The sequence below is a fragment of the Pseudomonas sp. B21-021 genome (assembly GCF_024749205.1).
In the GTDB taxonomy this organism is placed as follows: Bacteria; Pseudomonadota; Gammaproteobacteria; order Pseudomonadales; family Pseudomonadaceae; genus Aquipseudomonas; species Aquipseudomonas paraglycinae.
This window is the reverse complement of record NZ_CP087192.1, coordinates 4,623,544-4,638,366: the sequence shown is the minus strand read 5'-3', so window position 1 is coordinate 4,638,366 and position 14,823 is coordinate 4,623,544. Positions and strand designations below refer to the sequence as shown.

19 protein-coding genes are annotated in these 14,823 nt (G+C 60.8%); 11 read left to right on the top strand and 8 right to left on the bottom strand.

The window, feature by feature from the left end; translation table 11 throughout:
* Window positions 1-73 precede the first annotated feature (73 nt).
* Entirely contained in the window at window positions 74-508 is a 435-nt protein-coding gene (locus LOY31_RS20740) for a DoxX family protein (RefSeq protein ID WP_007950955.1), read from the top strand.
* Between the two features lie 250 nt (window positions 509-758).
* Window positions 759-1,067 (top strand): hypothetical protein, encoded by a 309-nt coding sequence (locus LOY31_RS20735; protein WP_085607170.1) that lies wholly within the window; start codon window positions 759-761, stop codon window positions 1,065-1,067.
* Between the two features lie 3 nt (window positions 1,068-1,070).
* Here LOY31_RS20735 and greB read toward each other — a convergent pair whose 3' ends face one another.
* Genes greB through LOY31_RS20720 form a run of 3 tightly spaced genes read right to left on the bottom strand, consistent with a single transcriptional unit; the run spans window position 1,071 to window position 4,790 of the window.
* Complete coding sequence (gene greB, locus LOY31_RS20730) at window positions 1,071-1,568, bottom strand: transcription elongation factor GreB (protein WP_039770483.1); 498 nt, start codon at window positions 1,566-1,568, stop codon at window positions 1,071-1,073.
* A 34-nt stretch (window positions 1,569-1,602) separates the two neighbouring features.
* Entirely contained in the window at window positions 1,603-4,107 is a 2,505-nt protein-coding gene (locus tag LOY31_RS20725) for an ABC transporter permease (RefSeq protein WP_221535295.1), read from the bottom strand.
* Window positions 4,107-4,790: an ABC transporter ATP-binding protein gene (locus tag LOY31_RS20720; protein ID WP_007955651.1), complete on the bottom strand. Its 684-nt coding sequence runs from the start codon at window positions 4,788-4,790 to the stop codon at window positions 4,107-4,109. The genes LOY31_RS20725 and LOY31_RS20720 overlap by 1 nt, the downstream gene beginning before the upstream one ends.
* A gap of 10 nt (window positions 4,791-4,800) precedes the next feature.
* On the opposite strand from LOY31_RS20720, the gene LOY31_RS20715 reads away from it, so the two are divergent.
* The 3 genes from LOY31_RS20715 (at window position 4,801) to LOY31_RS20705 (ending at window position 6,880) form a co-directional block, all read left to right on the top strand.
* Entirely contained in the window at window positions 4,801-5,406 is a 606-nt protein-coding gene (locus LOY31_RS20715; RefSeq protein ID WP_007955652.1) for an arylesterase, read from the top strand.
* Window positions 5,407-5,463: 57 nt separating this feature from the next.
* Window positions 5,464-5,757: a hypothetical protein gene (locus tag LOY31_RS20710; RefSeq protein WP_007955656.1), complete on the top strand. Its 294-nt coding sequence runs from the start codon at window positions 5,464-5,466 to the stop codon at window positions 5,755-5,757.
* Window positions 5,758-5,908: 151 nt separating this feature from the next.
* The gene (locus LOY31_RS20705) at window positions 5,909-6,880 is read left to right on the top strand and encodes a L,D-transpeptidase family protein (RefSeq protein ID WP_007955657.1); all 972 of its coding nucleotides are present in this window, start codon (window positions 5,909-5,911) and stop codon (window positions 6,878-6,880) included.
* A 123-nt stretch (window positions 6,881-7,003) separates the two neighbouring features.
* Here the strand turns inward: LOY31_RS20705 and oprI are convergent, their stop codons facing one another.
* Window positions 7,004-7,255 (bottom strand): outer membrane lipoprotei OprI, encoded by a 252-nt coding sequence (gene oprI, locus LOY31_RS20700; protein WP_003183784.1) that lies wholly within the window; start codon window positions 7,253-7,255, stop codon window positions 7,004-7,006.
* Between the two features lie 637 nt (window positions 7,256-7,892).
* Here oprI and LOY31_RS20695 point away from each other — a divergent pair.
* Window positions 7,893-8,174, top strand: coding sequence for a GNAT family N-acetyltransferase (locus tag LOY31_RS20695; RefSeq protein ID WP_007955658.1), 282 nt, complete (start codon window positions 7,893-7,895; stop codon window positions 8,172-8,174).
* Window positions 8,175-8,244: 70 nt separating this feature from the next.
* On the opposite strand, the gene LOY31_RS20690 is transcribed toward LOY31_RS20695, so the two are convergent.
* Window positions 8,245-9,321: a 3-deoxy-7-phosphoheptulonate synthase gene (locus LOY31_RS20690; RefSeq protein ID WP_011335309.1), complete on the bottom strand. Its 1,077-nt coding sequence runs from the start codon at window positions 9,319-9,321 to the stop codon at window positions 8,245-8,247.
* Window positions 9,322-9,466: 145 nt separating this feature from the next.
* Window positions 9,467-9,895 carry a PilZ domain-containing protein gene (locus LOY31_RS20685; protein WP_085607164.1) on the bottom strand — a complete coding sequence of 143 codons (429 nt, stop codon included), beginning with the start codon at window positions 9,893-9,895 and terminating at the stop codon, window positions 9,467-9,469.
* Between LOY31_RS20685 and LOY31_RS20680 the strand changes: the two genes are divergently transcribed.
* From LOY31_RS20680 to cysB, 5 genes are all read left to right on the top strand, one after another.
* Complete coding sequence (locus tag LOY31_RS20680; protein ID WP_085744977.1) at window positions 9,894-10,280, top strand: co-chaperone YbbN; 387 nt, start codon at window positions 9,894-9,896, stop codon at window positions 10,278-10,280. The genes LOY31_RS20685 and LOY31_RS20680 overlap by 2 nt on opposite strands.
* A complete protein-coding gene (locus LOY31_RS20675; RefSeq protein WP_258712159.1) occupies window positions 10,277-11,233 on the top strand; it encodes a putative 2-dehydropantoate 2-reductase in 957 nt (318 codons plus the stop codon). Before LOY31_RS20680 ends, LOY31_RS20675 begins: the two co-directional genes overlap by 4 nt.
* Before the next feature lie 23 nt (window positions 11,234-11,256).
* The gene (locus LOY31_RS20670; protein ID WP_007955682.1) at window positions 11,257-12,162 is read left to right on the top strand and encodes a 5'-nucleotidase; all 906 of its coding nucleotides are present in this window, start codon (window positions 11,257-11,259) and stop codon (window positions 12,160-12,162) included.
* A 98-nt stretch (window positions 12,163-12,260) separates the two neighbouring features.
* On the top strand, window positions 12,261-12,764 hold the full coding sequence (locus tag LOY31_RS20665) for a universal stress protein (RefSeq protein WP_007955683.1): 504 nt from the start codon (window positions 12,261-12,263) through the stop codon (window positions 12,762-12,764).
* 113 nt (window positions 12,765-12,877) lie between these two features.
* Window positions 12,878-13,852 carry an HTH-type transcriptional regulator CysB gene (cysB, locus tag LOY31_RS20660; protein WP_007955684.1) on the top strand — a complete coding sequence of 325 codons (975 nt, stop codon included), beginning with the start codon at window positions 12,878-12,880 and terminating at the stop codon, window positions 13,850-13,852.
* A gap of 8 nt (window positions 13,853-13,860) precedes the next feature.
* Here the strand turns inward: cysB and LOY31_RS20655 are convergent, their stop codons facing one another.
* Entirely contained in the window at window positions 13,861-14,343 is a 483-nt protein-coding gene (locus LOY31_RS20655; protein WP_221535297.1) for a GreA/GreB family elongation factor, read from the bottom strand.
* A 2-nt stretch (window positions 14,344-14,345) separates the two neighbouring features.
* Window positions 14,346-14,753 carry a hypothetical protein gene (locus LOY31_RS20650; protein WP_258712158.1) on the bottom strand — a complete coding sequence of 136 codons (408 nt, stop codon included), beginning with the start codon at window positions 14,751-14,753 and terminating at the stop codon, window positions 14,346-14,348.
* Between the last annotated feature and the right edge of the window lie 70 nt (window positions 14,754-14,823).

Below are 14,823 nucleotides of genomic sequence, written 5' to 3'. Positions count from 1 at the left end.
GCTTTTAACATGAAATTAACTGATTAATATAGCGGCCAACCAACAAGCACTTCTGACAACAAGGAAACGCAACATGAGCTCTCTGATCAACAAGGTTCTGTTCACTCGCGCCGGCTACGGTCTGACCATTCTGCGCATTGCCGTCGGCGTGATCTTCGCCGCCCACGGCTCGCAGAAGCTCTTCGGCCTGTTCGGTGGCTATGGCCTGGCGGGCACTGCACAATACATGGAAAGCATCGGCCTGACCCCGGGTTACCTGATGGCCACCCTGGCCGGCGGCACCGAGTTCTTCGCCGGTCTGGCGCTGATCATCGGCCTGCTGGTTCGCCCGGCGGCATTGGGTCTGACCTTCCTGTCGCTGGTGGCGATCTTCACCGTGCACATCAGCAACGGTCTGTTCATGGCCAACAACGGTTACGAGTTCGCCCTGGCCCTGCTCGGTGGCAGCCTCGCGGTGCTGATCGAAGGCGCCGGCAAGCTTTCGGTGGATCGCGCCATCGCCGGTTGAAGGCTCTGGCTCAAGCAAAAGGCCCGCATTGTGCGGGCCTTTTTTGTTGCGGCTGATTCTTGACACTGGCCGGTCACGTTCTCTACGATGCCGCTCATGCGCCGATTTAAACAGCTACTTGCGGGGCGCCAGGTGACTATTCTTCAGTTGCCGTCAGAAGCCGGAACAGGGCTTCGAAATACCGCTAAAGCGCTGGTTCGGTGTTGCCTCTCACCTGCCATGCAGACTTTTGAGGCAGAGACACGACACGATGAATGCACTACGCCCTCCAGCACGTCCCGCGCCGATCACGGCACACATCACCCAGCGCAATCCGAAAATCCTGCTTGGCGGCAAACATCAGCCGACGCTGTTGCGTTATCTCGATGGCTGGCCACGTCGCAGCGGCGGTCCTGCCGCCTTCCTGATCCAGTTTGTCGAAGACGGTGAGTCGCTGGCGCGTTTTGCCGATGACAGTTTCGATCTGGCCGTCATTCAGGCCCCGAGCCTTGAAGAGGCGCCGGAAATGATTCGCCAACTGACCCGAGTCGCACGCCAAGGCCTGATCACCCGGCGCTGAGCGTCAGGGATATTCGATCGCCACGATGTAGACGAACTGTTCGCCGGTCGGCGTCTGTACCCGCACTTCAGCATCCAGCGCCTTGCCGATCAGGGCGCGGGCCAGCGGCGAGTCGATGCTGATCAGGCCGAGTTTCAGGTCCAGTTCGTCCGGGCCGACGATCCGATAGCGCGACTGTTTGCCGTCTTCGTCTTCGATGGTCACCCACGCGCCGAAGTAGACCTTGTTCGGATCGCTCGGTTTTTCGCTGACCACTTTCAACGCCTCAAGGCGTTTGGTGAGAAAACGCACGCGACTGTCGATCTCGCGCAGCATTTTCTTGCCGTAGGTGTACTCGGCATTTTCCGAACGATCACCCTGAGCCGCCGCTTCACTGACCGACTGCGTCACCTGCGGGCGGCGCACGTGCCACAGCTCATGGAATTCGGCGCGCATCCGCGCTTCACCTTCGGGGGTGATCAGCGCGGTACCGGCAGTGCGGGGAGGGCGATAACGGCTCATGGCAACTTCTTTTGATTAAGACGGCTGGAGTCTATCAACCCTCGCGCAACACTGTCAGCGGGCTGGCGTTCAGCGCACGCCGCGTGCCGAACACGCCGGCGCCACCGATCAGCGCCGCGCCGATCAACGGCAACAGCAGCAACCACGGATGGGGATGCCACGGCAGGTCGAAGGCAAAGCGATACAGCACCAGACTCACCACTTCCGAACCGATCGCCGCGAGCAACCCGCTGACCGCGCCGAGCAAACCGAACTCGATCCGTCGTGCCTTGATCAGTAACTGCCGCTCGGCCCCCAGCGCACGCAACAGCGCACCCTGGCGAATGCGTTCATCCAGCGTTGCCTGCAACCCGGAAAACAGCACCGCCATCCCCGCCGCCAACACAAACAACAGCACATACTCCACCGCCAGGGTGACCTGGGCGAGGATGCTGCGCAGCTGTTCGAGCAAGGCTTCGACCTGCAGGATGGTTACCGCCGGGAATGCTCGCGACAACTCGACAATCTGCTGATCGTGACCGGGGGCCAGATAGAAGCTGGTCAGGTAGGTCGCCGGCAAGTCCTTCAGGGTGCCAGGCTGGAAGATCATGAAGAAGTTCGGCTGGAAGTTGTCCCAGTTGATCTCCCGCAAACTGGTGACCTTCGCTTCGCGATTGACCCCGCCGACGCTGAACACCATGTGATCGCCCAGCTTGAGCTTGAGGCTTTCGGCCACCTTGCCTTCCACCGAGACGCCCGGAACGTCATCCGAAGGTTGGCCGGTCCACCACGATCCGGCGGTGATCTTGTTGCCCGCCGGCAGATCGGCCGCCCAGGTCAGGCTCAGGTCGCGCTGGATGGCGCGGTCGCCGGCCGAATCCTTGCTGACGATCTGCTGCACTGCTTCGCCATTGATACTGATCAGCCGTCCCGGCACCACCGGGTACAACGGCGCGGCCTGGGCCGAGACGTTGATCAGGTGATCGGTGAAGGCTTGTTTGTCGGCCGGCAGGATGTTCAGAGCGAAATAGTTGGGGGCATTTTTCGGCAACTGGTTCTGCCAGGTGTCGAGCAGTTCACCGCGCAGCAATGCAATCAAAGCCATGGACAGCAGGATCAGCCCGAAAGCCAATGATTGGCCGGCGGCCGCCAAAGGGTGGCGCAATAACTGACCCAACCCGAGACGCCACGGCAGGGATGCACGCGCGAGCAGGCGACGCAGGCTTTGCAGCAGCAACAGCAGCAAACCGCCGAGCACCAGCGCGGCGACCACACCGCCGCCGAGCAGGGCGAATGTCAGCAGCAGGTCGAGGCTCAGTCGCCACATGATCAGCCCGAGCGCACCGAGTGCCGCGCCATAGACCATCCAGGTGCTCGATGGAATCGGCAGCATGTCCCGACGCAATACCCGCAACGGCGGCACGCGGCCCAGTGCGGCGAGCGGTGGCAGGGCGAAACCGGCCAGCGCCACCAGCCCGGTGCCGATGCCGGCCAGTGCCGGCAGCAAGCCACCCGGCGGTACGTCGGTCGGCAGCAGATCATGCAGCAGTGCGAACAATCCCAATTGCGCGAGCCAGCCCAGCAGGGCGCCGCTGAGGCTGGCGAGCAGGCCGAGCACCGTCAGTTGCAGACTGAACAGCACCAGGGTTTCCCGCCGCGACAAGCCCAGGCAACGGAGCAGGGCGCTGGCATCGAAACGCCGGCTGGCGAAGCGGTTGGCCGATAGCGCCACCGCGACACCGGCCAGAAGCACGGCCACCAGACTGGCCATGTTCAAATAGCGTTCGGCCTTGCCCAGCGCGCCGCCGATCTGCCGGTTGCCGTCGCGGGCATCCTGAATCCGCTGGTTGGCGGCGAGCCCCGGTTTGATCAGTTGGCGATAGGTTTCCAGCGCCTGCGGTTCACCGCGCCAGAGTTCGCGGTAACTCACCCGGCTGCCGGGTTGCACCACGCCGGTCGCGGCGAGATCGTCAAGGTTGATCAGTACTCGTGGCGTCAGGCTGTAGAAGTTGCCGGCGCGATCCGGTTCGTAAGTCAGCACTCGCGTCAGTTTCAGCGTCTTCATGCCGACGTCGATGCTGTCGCCGATCTTCAAGTCCAGCGCCGTCAGCAGGCGCGCTTCGACCCAGGCTTCACCGGGCTGCGGCTCGCCACCGGCTTCCTCTGTCGCGAAGGGAGCGGGGGCGCTTTTCAGTTCGCCGCGCAGCGGATAGGCGCGGTCGACAGCTTTGATACTGGAGAGCTGAATGCCGTTGTCTGTGGCGATGACGCTGGAAAACTCCACTACCTGCGCATGATCCAGACGCAGCTCGGTGCCGCTCCTGATCTGTTCCGGTCGGGCCGGCGAGCTGCCTTCGAGCGACAGGTCGGCGCCGAGAAACTCGGTAGCGCGCAGCATCATTGCGCCGTTGAGGCGGGCGCCGAAGTAGCCGATCGCGGTACTCGCCGCCACCGCCACCACCAGGGCGAAAAACAGCACCCGCAGTTCACCGGCGCGGGCATCGCGCATTAGTTGGCGCAGGGCAAGACTGAACAGACGAAACAGCGGCAGACGTGCCATCAAGGCTCCAGAGGGGCGACCAACAGGCCGGCTTCAAGACGGATCAGGCGCCGGCAGCGATGGGCCAGGCGTTCGTCGTGGGTCACCAGCACCAGGGTGGTGCCGCGTTCCTTGTTCAATTCGAACAGCAAGTCGCTGATGCGCTCGCCGGTGTGGCTGTCGAGGTTACCGGTGGGTTCGTCGGCGAACAGCACGTCCGGCTCGGCGGCGAAGGCCCGGGCAATCGCCACGCGCTGTTGCTCACCACCGGAGAGCTGGCGCGGCGAGTGAGTCAGGCGCTGGCCGAGGCCGACCCGTTGCAGCAGTTCGGTGGCGCGGCTTCGAGCGTCTTTGCGGCCGTCGAGCTCCAGCGGCAGCATGACGTTTTCCAGCGCGTTGAGGCTGTCGAGCAACTGGAACGATTGAAAGACGAAGCCCACGTGTTCGGCCCGAATGCGCGCGCGCTGGTCTTCGTCGAGATTGCTCAGGCCTTGCCCGGCGAGCGTCACTTCGCCGCTGCTCGGCAGATCAAGGCCGGCGAGCAGACCCAGCAGGGTGGATTTGCCGGAACCGGACGCGCCGACGATGGCCAGGCTGTCGCCCTTGTTCAGTTCCAGGCTGAGTTCGTGCAGGATGGTCAGTTCACCTTCCGCGCTGGGAACCACTTTGCTAAGGTTCTTCGCGGTGAGAATGCTTGCGCCCATGGAGAATCCGATGCGTGTGTGGTTTTTGAGTGCTGGCCTGGCCTTGATGTGCATGGCCCAGAACGCAGCGGCGGGTACAGTCCTGATCGTTGGCGATAGTATCAGCGCCGGTTTCGGACTGGATACCCGGCTGGGGTGGGTGTCGTTGCTCGAACAGCGGCTCAAGACCGAAGGTTTTGACGATAAAGTGGTCAATGCGTCCATCAGTGGCGACACCAGTGCCGGAGGCCAGGCACGGCTGCCTGCGCTGCTTGCAGAGCACAAACCGGAACTGGTGATCCTCGAATTGGGCGGCAACGATGGCCTGCGCGGAATGCCGCCGACGCAATTGCAACAAAATCTTGCTTCGATGATCGACAGCTCCCGCCAAAGCGGTGCCAAGGTGCTGTTGCTCGGCATGCAATTGCCACCCAACTACGGCAAGCGTTATACCGATGCCTTTGCCGAGGTCTACGGCAAACTCGCCGAGGAGAAAAAAATCCCGCTGGTGCCGTTTTTCCTCGACGGTGTGGGCGGGCATCCGGACTTGATGCAGGCAGACGGTCTGCACCCGGCGGCCGGGGCTCAGGGCAAGTTGCTGGAAAATGTCTGGCCGACGCTAAAACCGCTGCTATGAGGCTTTTCTAGCGGCAGGCTTTCGGCTAATGTGGCGCCCCCTAATTTGGAGCCCCCGATGCCGCGTTCTGCCTGGTCCCTGTTTGCCTACCAACTGATCGAGCCTGACGAACAGCTGGATCTGTTCGCCTGCCAGGAAGTGCGAGTGCATCTGGTGACCCGTCAACTGGAGCTCGGTGGCTCGGCTGACCGAACCCTGTGCGGCAGTCTGCTGCCGGCGCAACCGCGCTGGTCGAGCGTGGATCGCCGGGTGTTTCAGGATCAGCGCCTGTGCTCGCTGTGCCGGGCGATCCTCGAATCGCAGAAGCGCGGCACGTCGCCGATCTGGCCTGAGCTGCGTTTCGAGCTTTAAGCGCAACCATTCTTTTGAATGCAGTTTGGGCGAGCGGCAGCTTCAATCATGAAGAGTGATGCCAGCCCATCGGCGCATCTCCCCGAATTCCCTGGGCGCGGTGTACAATCGCGTTCTTATTACCTTGTCGATCTTGCGAAGGATTCTCCGGATGTTGCCGCGTTTTCCTGCCGTCACCCGCTGCCTGTCTCTTGCCGCCCTGTGTGTGGCCGGTCCCGTTGCCGCACTGGAGTTTCCCCTGCCACCACCCGGTGAGGACATCATCGGCCAGGTGCAGGTGATCAAGGCCAAGTACGAAGATACCTTTGCCGATCTGGGCACCACCTACGATCTGGGCTATTCGGAAATGGTCGCGGCCAACCCAGGCGTCGATGCCTGGTTGCCGGGCGCCGGTACCGAAATCGTTCTGCCGACCCGCTTCATCCTGCCGCCGGGCCCGCGTGAAGGCATCGTGATCAACCTGGCCGAATACCGCCTCTACTATTTCCCGAAAGGCCGGAACGTGGTGTACACCTTCCCGCTGGGTATCGGTCGTGAAGGCTGGGGCTCGCCGATCGCGCACACCACAATCACCGCCAAGACACCGAATCCGACCTGGACGCCGCCAGCCTCGATCAAGGCCGAGCACGCGGCCGACGGTGATCCGCTGCCGAACGTGGTGCCGGCCGGTCCGGACAACCCGCTGGGTCCGTTCAAGTTCACCCTGGGCACGCCGGGCTACCTGATCCACGGCTCGAACAAGAAGTTCGGCATCGGCATGCGCACCAGCCACGGCTGCTTCCGCATGTTCAACAACAACGTGCTGGAAATGGCCGGCATGGTGCCGGTGGGGACTTCGGTACGGATTCTCAACGACGCCTACAAGTTCGGTCGCAGTGGTGGCAAGATCTACCTGGAAGCGCACACGCCGATCGACGACAAGGGCAACCCGTCGGTGGTCGACAAGCACACCGCCGTGATCAACGCGATGCTCAAGCGTGAAGACATCACCAACAACCTGCGCATGGACTGGGATGTGGTGCGTGATGTGGTGGCGGCCGAAGATGGCCTGCCAACCGAAATCGGCACGCCGAACACCTCGGCGCCGATGGTCTCCAGCGCACCGATCGACCTGCAGCAATAAGCTGAAAGACAAAACCCGCCGAGGCTTGCGCAGCGGCGGGTTTTTTATTGCCCGCAGAAAACCGCAGGCACAAAAAAGCCGACCCAAAAAATGGGTCGGCTTGATAACAATCCCGAAGGACTATTACTTGCGGCTAGCTTTTTCCAGCATGCGCAGAGCACGCTCGTTAGCTTCGTCAGCAGTCTGTTGTGCTTTTTGAGCAGCAGCCAGAGCTTCATCAGCTTTACGGTAAGCTTCGTCTGCACGAGCCTGGGAGCGAGCAGCTGCGTCTTCAGTAGCGGTCAGACGTGCTTCGGTTTCTTTCGATGCGCTGCTGCAACCGGTAGCCAGAACTGCGGCCAGAGCCAGAGCAGAGAATTTCAGAACGTTGTTCATCGTGTTCCCCTTCAAGGACTTTCAATTAAGTGGCTGTCTCCTCCGATTGAGGAAATAGCCGGCGTACATACTACCCATTACTTGTAGTAAGTAAACTGACGTGAGGCAAGAAGCAAAAAAAATTGTAGGCGTTGATTCTTTTTCGAGCAACTTTTAACTGCGTTGTATAAAAAATATCCAGCTGTAAGCCGCGAGATGAGCGAGTTAATGAGAAAAAGTTCCCGTTGCCGCGGGTTGTTTTGCAGGTAGTGGCTAAAGTCTGTCTATATGGATTCGTCCACACTTTTGTTGCGAATTTGCGCAGCGCCTCGCATATCTTTGTCCATGTTGAGGTGACTTTAAAACAGGGGGCTCGTCTTAAGTCTCAACATCCGGCGATGTTCAGCCTTTCGGCTCGGGAAGATTGTCTCCCGAACCGGCCCTGAGTCCACCGGAACTGCCCCGTCAATCTGCATGATGACGAGCGTACCTTGAGCATTTTCGCCAATGGTGCCTACTATTTGATACGTGCTCGGGTTGCGCGAGATCGGTGCAGTTCTTCTCGGTGTCCATCAGGCACGGGGTGGCGTAGATGTTCCTTCGCCGGGAAAACATCGGTAAGGTAGGGGTCAGAATTCGAGACCCGCGAGGAGTAGTGATGAGCGAGGCGTTGTCCATCCACCATGACCAGGCTGGTCATCAGTTCGAGACCAATGTGGACGGTCATCGTGCCTACCTGACCTATATGGATCTGGGGAAACAGACCCTGGATATCTACCGCACCTTCGTGCCCAACGCCTTGCGTGGCCGAGGCATCGCGGCAGCCCTGACCGAGCGGGCGTTGCAGTACGCTGATGAAATGGGCTACACGGTCATTCCATCGTGCTCCTACGTGGAGCGTTACATGGAGCGTCATCAGCGGCGCACCGCCAAGATCTGACTGACCTCACACCGCACACACAAAAACGCCGGGCAATGCCCGGCGTTTTTTTATGCCTGCGAAACGGCTGTCAGCCGCGCTGACGTTTCGGCAGGACATCCTTGAGCTTGGCGTGCATGCTGCGCAAGGTGTTTTCGGTAGCGGACCAGTCGATGCAGGCATCGGTGATCGACACGCCGTATTGCAGGTCGGCGAGGTCTTTCGGGATCGCCTGGCAGCCCCAGTTCAGGTGACTTTCGACCATCAGGCCGATGATCGACTGGTTGCCTTCGAGGATCTGGTTGGCGACGTTCTCCATCACCAGCGGTTGCAGGGCCGGATCCTTGTTGGAGTTGGCGTGGCTGCAATCGACCATGATGTTCGGCTTGATCTTGGCCTTGTTCAGCGCCTGCTCGCACAGGGCGACGCTGACCGAATCGTAGTTCGGCTTGCCGTTGCCACCGCGCAGTACCACGTGACCGTAGGCGTTGCCTTTGGTGGTGACGATCGACACGCCACCTTCCTGGTTGATGCCCAGGAAACGGTGCGGGCTGGAAACCGACTGCAAGGCGTTGATCGCCACGGTCAGGCCGCCGTCGGTGCCGTTCTTGAAGCCGACCGCCGAGGACAGGCCGGAAGCCATTTCGCGGTGGGTCTGGGATTCGGTGGTGCGGGCGCCGATCGCCGACCAGCTGATCAGGTCCTGCAAGTACTGCGGGGAGATCGGGTCGAGGGCTTCGGTCGCGGTCGGCAGGCCTTTCTCGGCCAGGTCCAGCAGCAACTGGCGACCGATGTGCAGACCGTCCTGGATCTTGAACGAGTCATCCAGGTACGGGTCGTTGATCAGGCCTTTCCAGCCGACGGTGGTCCGTGGCTTTTCGAAATACACGCGCATGACCAGATACAGGGTGTCCGAGACTTCTGCCGCCAGCACTTTCAGGCGATCGGCATATTCGTGGGCAGCCTTGATGTCGTGGATCGAGCAGGGGCCGATCACCACGAACAGACGATGGTCGGTGCCATCGAGAATGTTGCGGATGACCTCGCGACCCTTGGTGACGGTGCGCAGGGCAGCGTCGCTCAGAGGAATATCACGCTTGAGCTGATCGGGAGTGATCAGGGTCTCGTTGGAAGCGACGTTCAGGTCGTTGATCGGTAAATCAGCCATCGTTTACTCGTCAGGTCACGGGTGCCGGCCGCCAGCGATCCCCGCGCGGCGGAGCACAGCGGATTTAAGCGCGTCGGGGAGCCGAACCTTATCGCGTTAGACGCCTGCTAGACAATGGGCAAGTAACTGTTCAGTCCAGCTCTGGTTACGCAAAAGCCTTGCGAACGCTGTCGTGGGAGAACTCTTCGGCGTGCTGCTCGACCCATTGCAGGGCTCGCGCCTGGATATCCTGCAGGTCATCGTGGGCATCGTTGATTCGGCAATAGCGCTCGATCTGACACACCTGCTCACCCATTCGCGCGCTGAACAGCGTCTGCTCATCCGTGAACGCAATGCCCACCAGATAACCTTTTTTACGACGCAGGCACCAGGCCACATAGCCCGGATAGGTGAAATCGGCATTGATGGTCGGCATGCGCACTTGCAGCGCGGTGCCATGGCGCCAGGCACGGTGGTAATTGCAAGCGATGCCGCCGAGGCTGATAGTGTGCAGCCGTTGACGCGAAATACACTCCGGTGTGAGCAGGGTCAATTCAACGGGCACATCATCCGGATGAGGAATAAACCGTCCCATGAGCACAGACTCCCTGTGTCGGCCATTTGACATTGTTTCCCCCAGTATAGTGGTCGAATCGCAGCTGACCGATTTTGACGCCGACCAACGGCTGCTGGCGATGAACGGCGTTTCACTGGTGATCTTCACCAGCGTCGGCTGCGCCAGTTGCCGCTATGCCCGCGAAGTGTTGCCGGGGCTCGATCTCGCCGTCGATCGCGTGTGCTGGATCGATGCCGGCGACAACGGCGGACTGGTCGAGCGTTATCAGGTCTTTCATTTGCCGGCGCTGTTTGTGGTGCGCGACGGCGAGTTCTTTGGGGCAGTGCACACGCGCCTGAATGTCGATGAGCTGAACGCAGCCGTGGCGCAGGCGCTGGGTCGAATTGCAGAGGAGTTGCCGTGATGGGAGCAGTGAACAAACCGGTGGTGGGGATTATCGGCACCGGCGCCATCGGAGGGTTCTACGGGGTGATGCTGGCCCGGGCCGGGTTCGATGTGCACTTTCTGTTGCGCAGTGAATTTTCCGCGGTCGCCGAGCGCGGCTTGCAGGTGGACAGTGCCGTGCATGGCACATTGACGCTGAATCCGGTGCAGGCCTATTCGTCAGCTGAAGACATGCCGCCCTGCGACTGGCTGCTGGTCGGCGCCAAGACCACCAGCAATGCCGGGCTGGCGCCTTCGATCATTCAGGCGGCGAAGCCCGACGCGAAAGTGCTGGTGCTGCAAAACGGCCTCGACGTCGAAGACAGCTTGCGGGCGTTGCTGCCCGACTCCCTGCACTTGCTGGGCGGTTTGTGCCTGATCTGCGTCCACCGCGAAGGGCCGGGGCAGATCACCCACCAGGCGTTGGGGGCGGTGAACGTCGGGTATCACAGCGGCCCGGCACCGGATGACGCGGCGCGCATGGCGATCGTCGAGGAGGGCGCCGGCCTGTTCCGCGCCGCCGGTCTCGACTCCCAAGCGATGCCGAACCTGCATCAGGCGCGCTGGCAGAAACTGGTGTGGAACATTCCCTACAACGGCCTTTCGGTGTTGCTCCGTGCCAGCACCACGCCGTTGATGGCCGATACCGACAGCCGCGCATTGATTCAGGCACTGATGGCCGAAGTGGTGCAGGGCGCCAAGGCCTGCGGTCACGACATGCCGCCCGGTTACGCCGAATACCTGTTCATGATGACCGAGAAAATGCCCGACTATTGGCCGAGCATGTACCACGACTTTTTGCACAAGCGACCGCTGGAGCTGGAGGCGATCTACGCTCGTCCTTTGGCGGCGGCAAAAGCGGCAGGCTGCGAGTTGCCGCGAATCGAATCGTTGTATCGCACATTGAGCTTTATCGACCGGCGTAACGTTTAAACCGGTCGCACTGGGGGAAAGGCATGGCCAAGAACATCGATGACAAACTGGTGCTGGCGATTTCGTCCCGTGCCCTGTTCGACCTGAGCGAAAGCCACAAGGTGTATGAGTCGAGTGGCGTCGAAGCCTACCGGCAATATCAGATCGATCACGAAGACGAAATCCTCGCGCCGGGCGATGCCTTTCCGCTGGTGGAAAAACTCCTCAACCTGAACAGTCGCCTCGGCCGCGCCCGGGTCGAGGTGATTCTGGTGTCGCGCAACAGTGCCGACACCGGCCTGCGCGTTTTCAACTCCATTGGTCATTACGGCCTGGCGATCTCCCGCGCGGCGTTCGTCGGCGGTCGCAGTCCTTATCCGTATCTGAAGGCCTTTGGTTGCGATCTGTTTCTCTCCACCCACGCAGAAGACGTGCGCGCTGCACTGGATGCCGGTTTCGCGGCGGCGACCATTCTGTCCGGCGGCGCCAGCCGTGCGGCCAGCGATGAATTGCGCATCGCCTTCGACGGTGATGCGGTGCTGTTCTCCGACGAATCGGAGCGTGTCTATCAATCCGGTGGCCTCGAAGCCTTCCAGGCCAAGGAGCGTGAATCCGCGCGCGAACCGTTGCGCGGCGGGCCGTTCAAGGGCTTTCTCGCGGCGCTCAATCTGTTGCAGCGCGAGTTCTCCGACGAGGAGTGCCCGATCCGCACTGCCCTGGTCACCGCGCGTTCGGCGCCGGCCCACGAGCGGGTGATCCGCACCTTGCGCGAGTGGGACATTCGTCTGGACGAATCGCTGTTTCTCGGTGGCCTGACCAAATCGGCGTTCCTCGAAGCCTTCGCCGCCGACGTGTTTTTCGACGATCAGGCCGGCCACTGCGAGCTGGCCCGGGAAGTCGTGGCAACCGGTCACGTGCCCCACGGCATCAGCAACGAACCGGCGGTCTAAAGCCCACGTGGTTCAAGACGTTGCGTCGCACGTCGTACTCGCCAAGGCACTGCTAAGCTGAATCAAATCTCCGCCATGTTGGCACGCGAGGAGGTCATATGATTCGTTCGATGCTGTATGCCACTGACCTCGGTCTGTACGCACCGTTAGTGATGCAGCATGCCTTGGCAATGGCGCGAACGTTCAATGCCGATCTGTACGTGGTGCACGCGGTGGAACCCATGGGGCTGTTTGCCGAATCGGTTTTACAGAGCTATCTCGACGAACAGGCGTTGAACGAATTTCACAGTCAGGGTCTGAAAACCGTCATCGCCAATATCGAGCAGCGGGTGCTCGACAGTTTTCGTGAAGAGCTGGGGGACGAGGGCGAGCAGGACCTGCAGCGGATACGCGCGGTGCGGGTGCTGCAGGGCGATCCGTCACAGGTGATTCTCGATCAGGTACAGAAACTCTCTGTCGATTTGCTGATCGTAGGAAGTCACAGCCACGGGGTCGGGGCGGAAACACCTTTGGGGCGAACGGCAGCCCGGCTGCTGCAATTGTCCAAGGTGCCGGTTTATCTGGTGCCGCTGGTGGAGCGTCGGCGTCGGGAGGATCGCTGAAGCAGGAATAATGGCACTTTGATAAAAAAGTTCTAGATTTATTCTTCAAACCATTAATATAGTTATATACCGTCGCTGATGCCCGTGGCGTCTACCTGCTTTGAGGGATTCATATGAAGCTTCAACAATTGCGCTACATCTGGGAAGTGGCGCACCACGACCTCAACGTTTCCGCTACAGCCCAAAGCCTCTACACCTCGCAACCGGGCATCAGTAAACAGATCCGCCTGCTGGAAGACGAACTGGGCGTCGAAGTGTTCGCCCGCAGCGGCAAGCACCTGACCCGCGTCACTCCGGCCGGCGAGCGCATCATCACCACCGCCGGTGAGATTCTGCGCAAGGTCGAAAGCATCAAGCAGATCGCCCAGGAATTCTCCAACGAGAAGAAAGGCACCCTGTCGATCGCCACCACCCACACCCAGGCACGTTATGCACTGCCGCCGGTGATCAGCAACTTCATCAAGCAATACCCGGACGTGGCGCTGCACATGCACCAGGGTTCGCCGATGCAGATCGCCGAAATGGCTGCTGACGGCACCGTCGATTTCGCCATCGCCACCGAAGCGCTGGAGCTGTTCGGCGATCTGGTGATGATGCCGTGCTACCGCTGGAACCGTTGCGTGGTCGTGCCTCAGGGCCACCCGCTGACCAAGCTGCCGAAGCTGACCCTCGAAGCGCTGGCCGAATACCCGATCGTGACTTACGTGTTCGGTTTCACCGGTCGTTCGAAACTCGACGAAGCCTTCAGCCATCGCGGCCTGACGCCGAAAGTGGTGTTCACCGCGGCCGACGCCGACGTGATCAAAACCTACGTGCGTCTGGGCCTGGGTGTCGGCATCGTGGCGAAAATGGCGGTCGACACCAAACTGGATAACGACCTGGTGGTGCTCGATGCCAGCGAACTGTTCGAGTCCAGCGTGACCAAGATCGGTTTCCGTCGCGGCACCTTCCTGCGAGGCTTCATGTGCGACTTCATCGAGAAGTTCGCGCCGCACCTGACCCGCGAAGTCATGGCCAAGGCCATTCAGTGCCACAACAAGCAGGAACTGGAAGAACTGTTCGAAGGCGTCGAACTGCCGGTTCACTAAGCCCCTGTCTACAGCACCTCGGTGACAGCGAACTGTTGCCGGGTGCCCGCCACCAGAATCTCCACCTCGTCACCCTCGAACTTGCCCAGCAGGCTTTTGCCCAGCGGCGAGCGCGGGGTGATGACGGTAATCGGCTGACCCACCACGTCGACTTTCAGGCCTGCCGCATCCGGCGCCAGAAACAGCCATTGTTCACGACCCTTTTCGTCTTCCAGACCAAGCAGGGCGCCGACTTCAATCCCTCGCTGATCGTCATACGCACGCAGCGTCAGGTTCTGGCACAGCGCTAGCGATTGACGAATTTCCTCGACCCGTTTCGCCTGGCCCGCCGCCAGATACGACGCCTCAAGACCCAGCGTGTCGTACTTGTTTTCGGCGATGTTCTCTTCGTGGGTCGCGGTTTCGTAAGCGGTTTGCGCCGCGCGTTCAGCGATGTCGAGATCGACGCGCAGCTTGTCGAGAATCAGTTGGTGAACCGTCTGTTTATTCATGATCAATCGCAAAATTGCAGGACGTTGGCGCGGCTTTTTTCGCTCGGGGCCGTCTGATCCTGTTGCAGCCAGAACTGGCATTTCGGGTTCGACAGATTGCGCGTGCTGCCACGGGCCTGATCCAGGCGTGCCTGCTGTTCGTTCTTGCGCAGGTTTTCTTCGTACTGCTCGAACAGCGGACTCTGCGGCGGAATGTCCGGCACCGCTCGGACGGCGGGTGGATTGGCCAGTTGCTGTACAGCTTGGGCAACCGGTGCCAGTTGTTCATTGAAGAAAAAGCGTGAAGCGAGCCAGCACGTCAGCGCAATGGCCAGAAAACCCAGCCACAGACCCAGGGCAATGCTGCCGGTCAATTGCAGCGCGCTAAGCTGAACAGGGAACGGGCGACGCGGGTTGGGACGATAGGGCATGGCTGCCTCCTGGCGGATGAATGCGGGCGAGTGGCGATTGTCGCACGAAGATTAATTGCCGTCGGCTCTT

Excerpts from the sequence above, each read along its gene's own strand:
- oprI (WP_003183784.1), bottom strand. The coding sequence starts at position 7,255 with ATGAACAACGTTCTGAAATTCTCTGCTCTGGCTCTGGCCGCAGTTCTG.
- LOY31_RS20720 (WP_007955651.1), bottom strand. The coding sequence starts at position 4,790 with ATGGGCGCAAGCATTCTCACCGCGAAGAACCTTAGCAAAGTGGTTCCC.
- LOY31_RS20655 (WP_221535297.1), bottom strand. The coding sequence starts at position 14,343 with ATGAATAAACAGACGGTTCACCAACTGATTCTCGACAAGCTGCGCGTC.
- LOY31_RS20740 (WP_007950955.1), top strand. The coding sequence starts at position 74 with ATGAGCTCTCTGATCAACAAGGTTCTGTTCACTCGCGCCGGCTACGGT.
- LOY31_RS20705 (WP_007955657.1), top strand. The coding sequence starts at position 5,909 with ATGTTGCCGCGTTTTCCTGCCGTCACCCGCTGCCTGTCTCTTGCCGCC.
- cysB (WP_007955684.1), top strand. The coding sequence starts at position 12,878 with ATGAAGCTTCAACAATTGCGCTACATCTGGGAAGTGGCGCACCACGAC.
- LOY31_RS20710 (WP_007955656.1), top strand. The coding sequence starts at position 5,464 with ATGCCGCGTTCTGCCTGGTCCCTGTTTGCCTACCAACTGATCGAGCCT.
- LOY31_RS20725 (WP_221535295.1), bottom strand. The coding sequence starts at position 4,107 with ATGGCACGTCTGCCGCTGTTTCGTCTGTTCAGTCTTGCCCTGCGCCAA.
- LOY31_RS20695 (WP_007955658.1), top strand. The coding sequence starts at position 7,893 with ATGAGCGAGGCGTTGTCCATCCACCATGACCAGGCTGGTCATCAGTTC.
- LOY31_RS20680 (WP_085744977.1), top strand. The coding sequence starts at position 9,894 with ATGAGCACAGACTCCCTGTGTCGGCCATTTGACATTGTTTCCCCCAGT.
- greB (WP_039770483.1), bottom strand. The coding sequence starts at position 1,568 with ATGAGCCGTTATCGCCCTCCCCGCACTGCCGGTACCGCGCTGATCACC.
- LOY31_RS20735 (WP_085607170.1), top strand. The coding sequence starts at position 759 with ATGAATGCACTACGCCCTCCAGCACGTCCCGCGCCGATCACGGCACAC.
- LOY31_RS20665 (WP_007955683.1), top strand. The coding sequence starts at position 12,261 with ATGATTCGTTCGATGCTGTATGCCACTGACCTCGGTCTGTACGCACCG.
- LOY31_RS20670 (WP_007955682.1), top strand. The coding sequence starts at position 11,257 with ATGGCCAAGAACATCGATGACAAACTGGTGCTGGCGATTTCGTCCCGT.
- LOY31_RS20715 (WP_007955652.1), top strand. The coding sequence starts at position 4,801 with ATGCGTGTGTGGTTTTTGAGTGCTGGCCTGGCCTTGATGTGCATGGCC.
- LOY31_RS20650 (WP_258712158.1), bottom strand. The coding sequence starts at position 14,753 with ATGCCCTATCGTCCCAACCCGCGTCGCCCGTTCCCTGTTCAGCTTAGC.
- LOY31_RS20685 (WP_085607164.1), bottom strand. The coding sequence starts at position 9,895 with ATGGGACGGTTTATTCCTCATCCGGATGATGTGCCCGTTGAATTGACC.
- LOY31_RS20690 (WP_011335309.1), bottom strand. The coding sequence starts at position 9,321 with ATGGCTGATTTACCGATCAACGACCTGAACGTCGCTTCCAACGAGACC.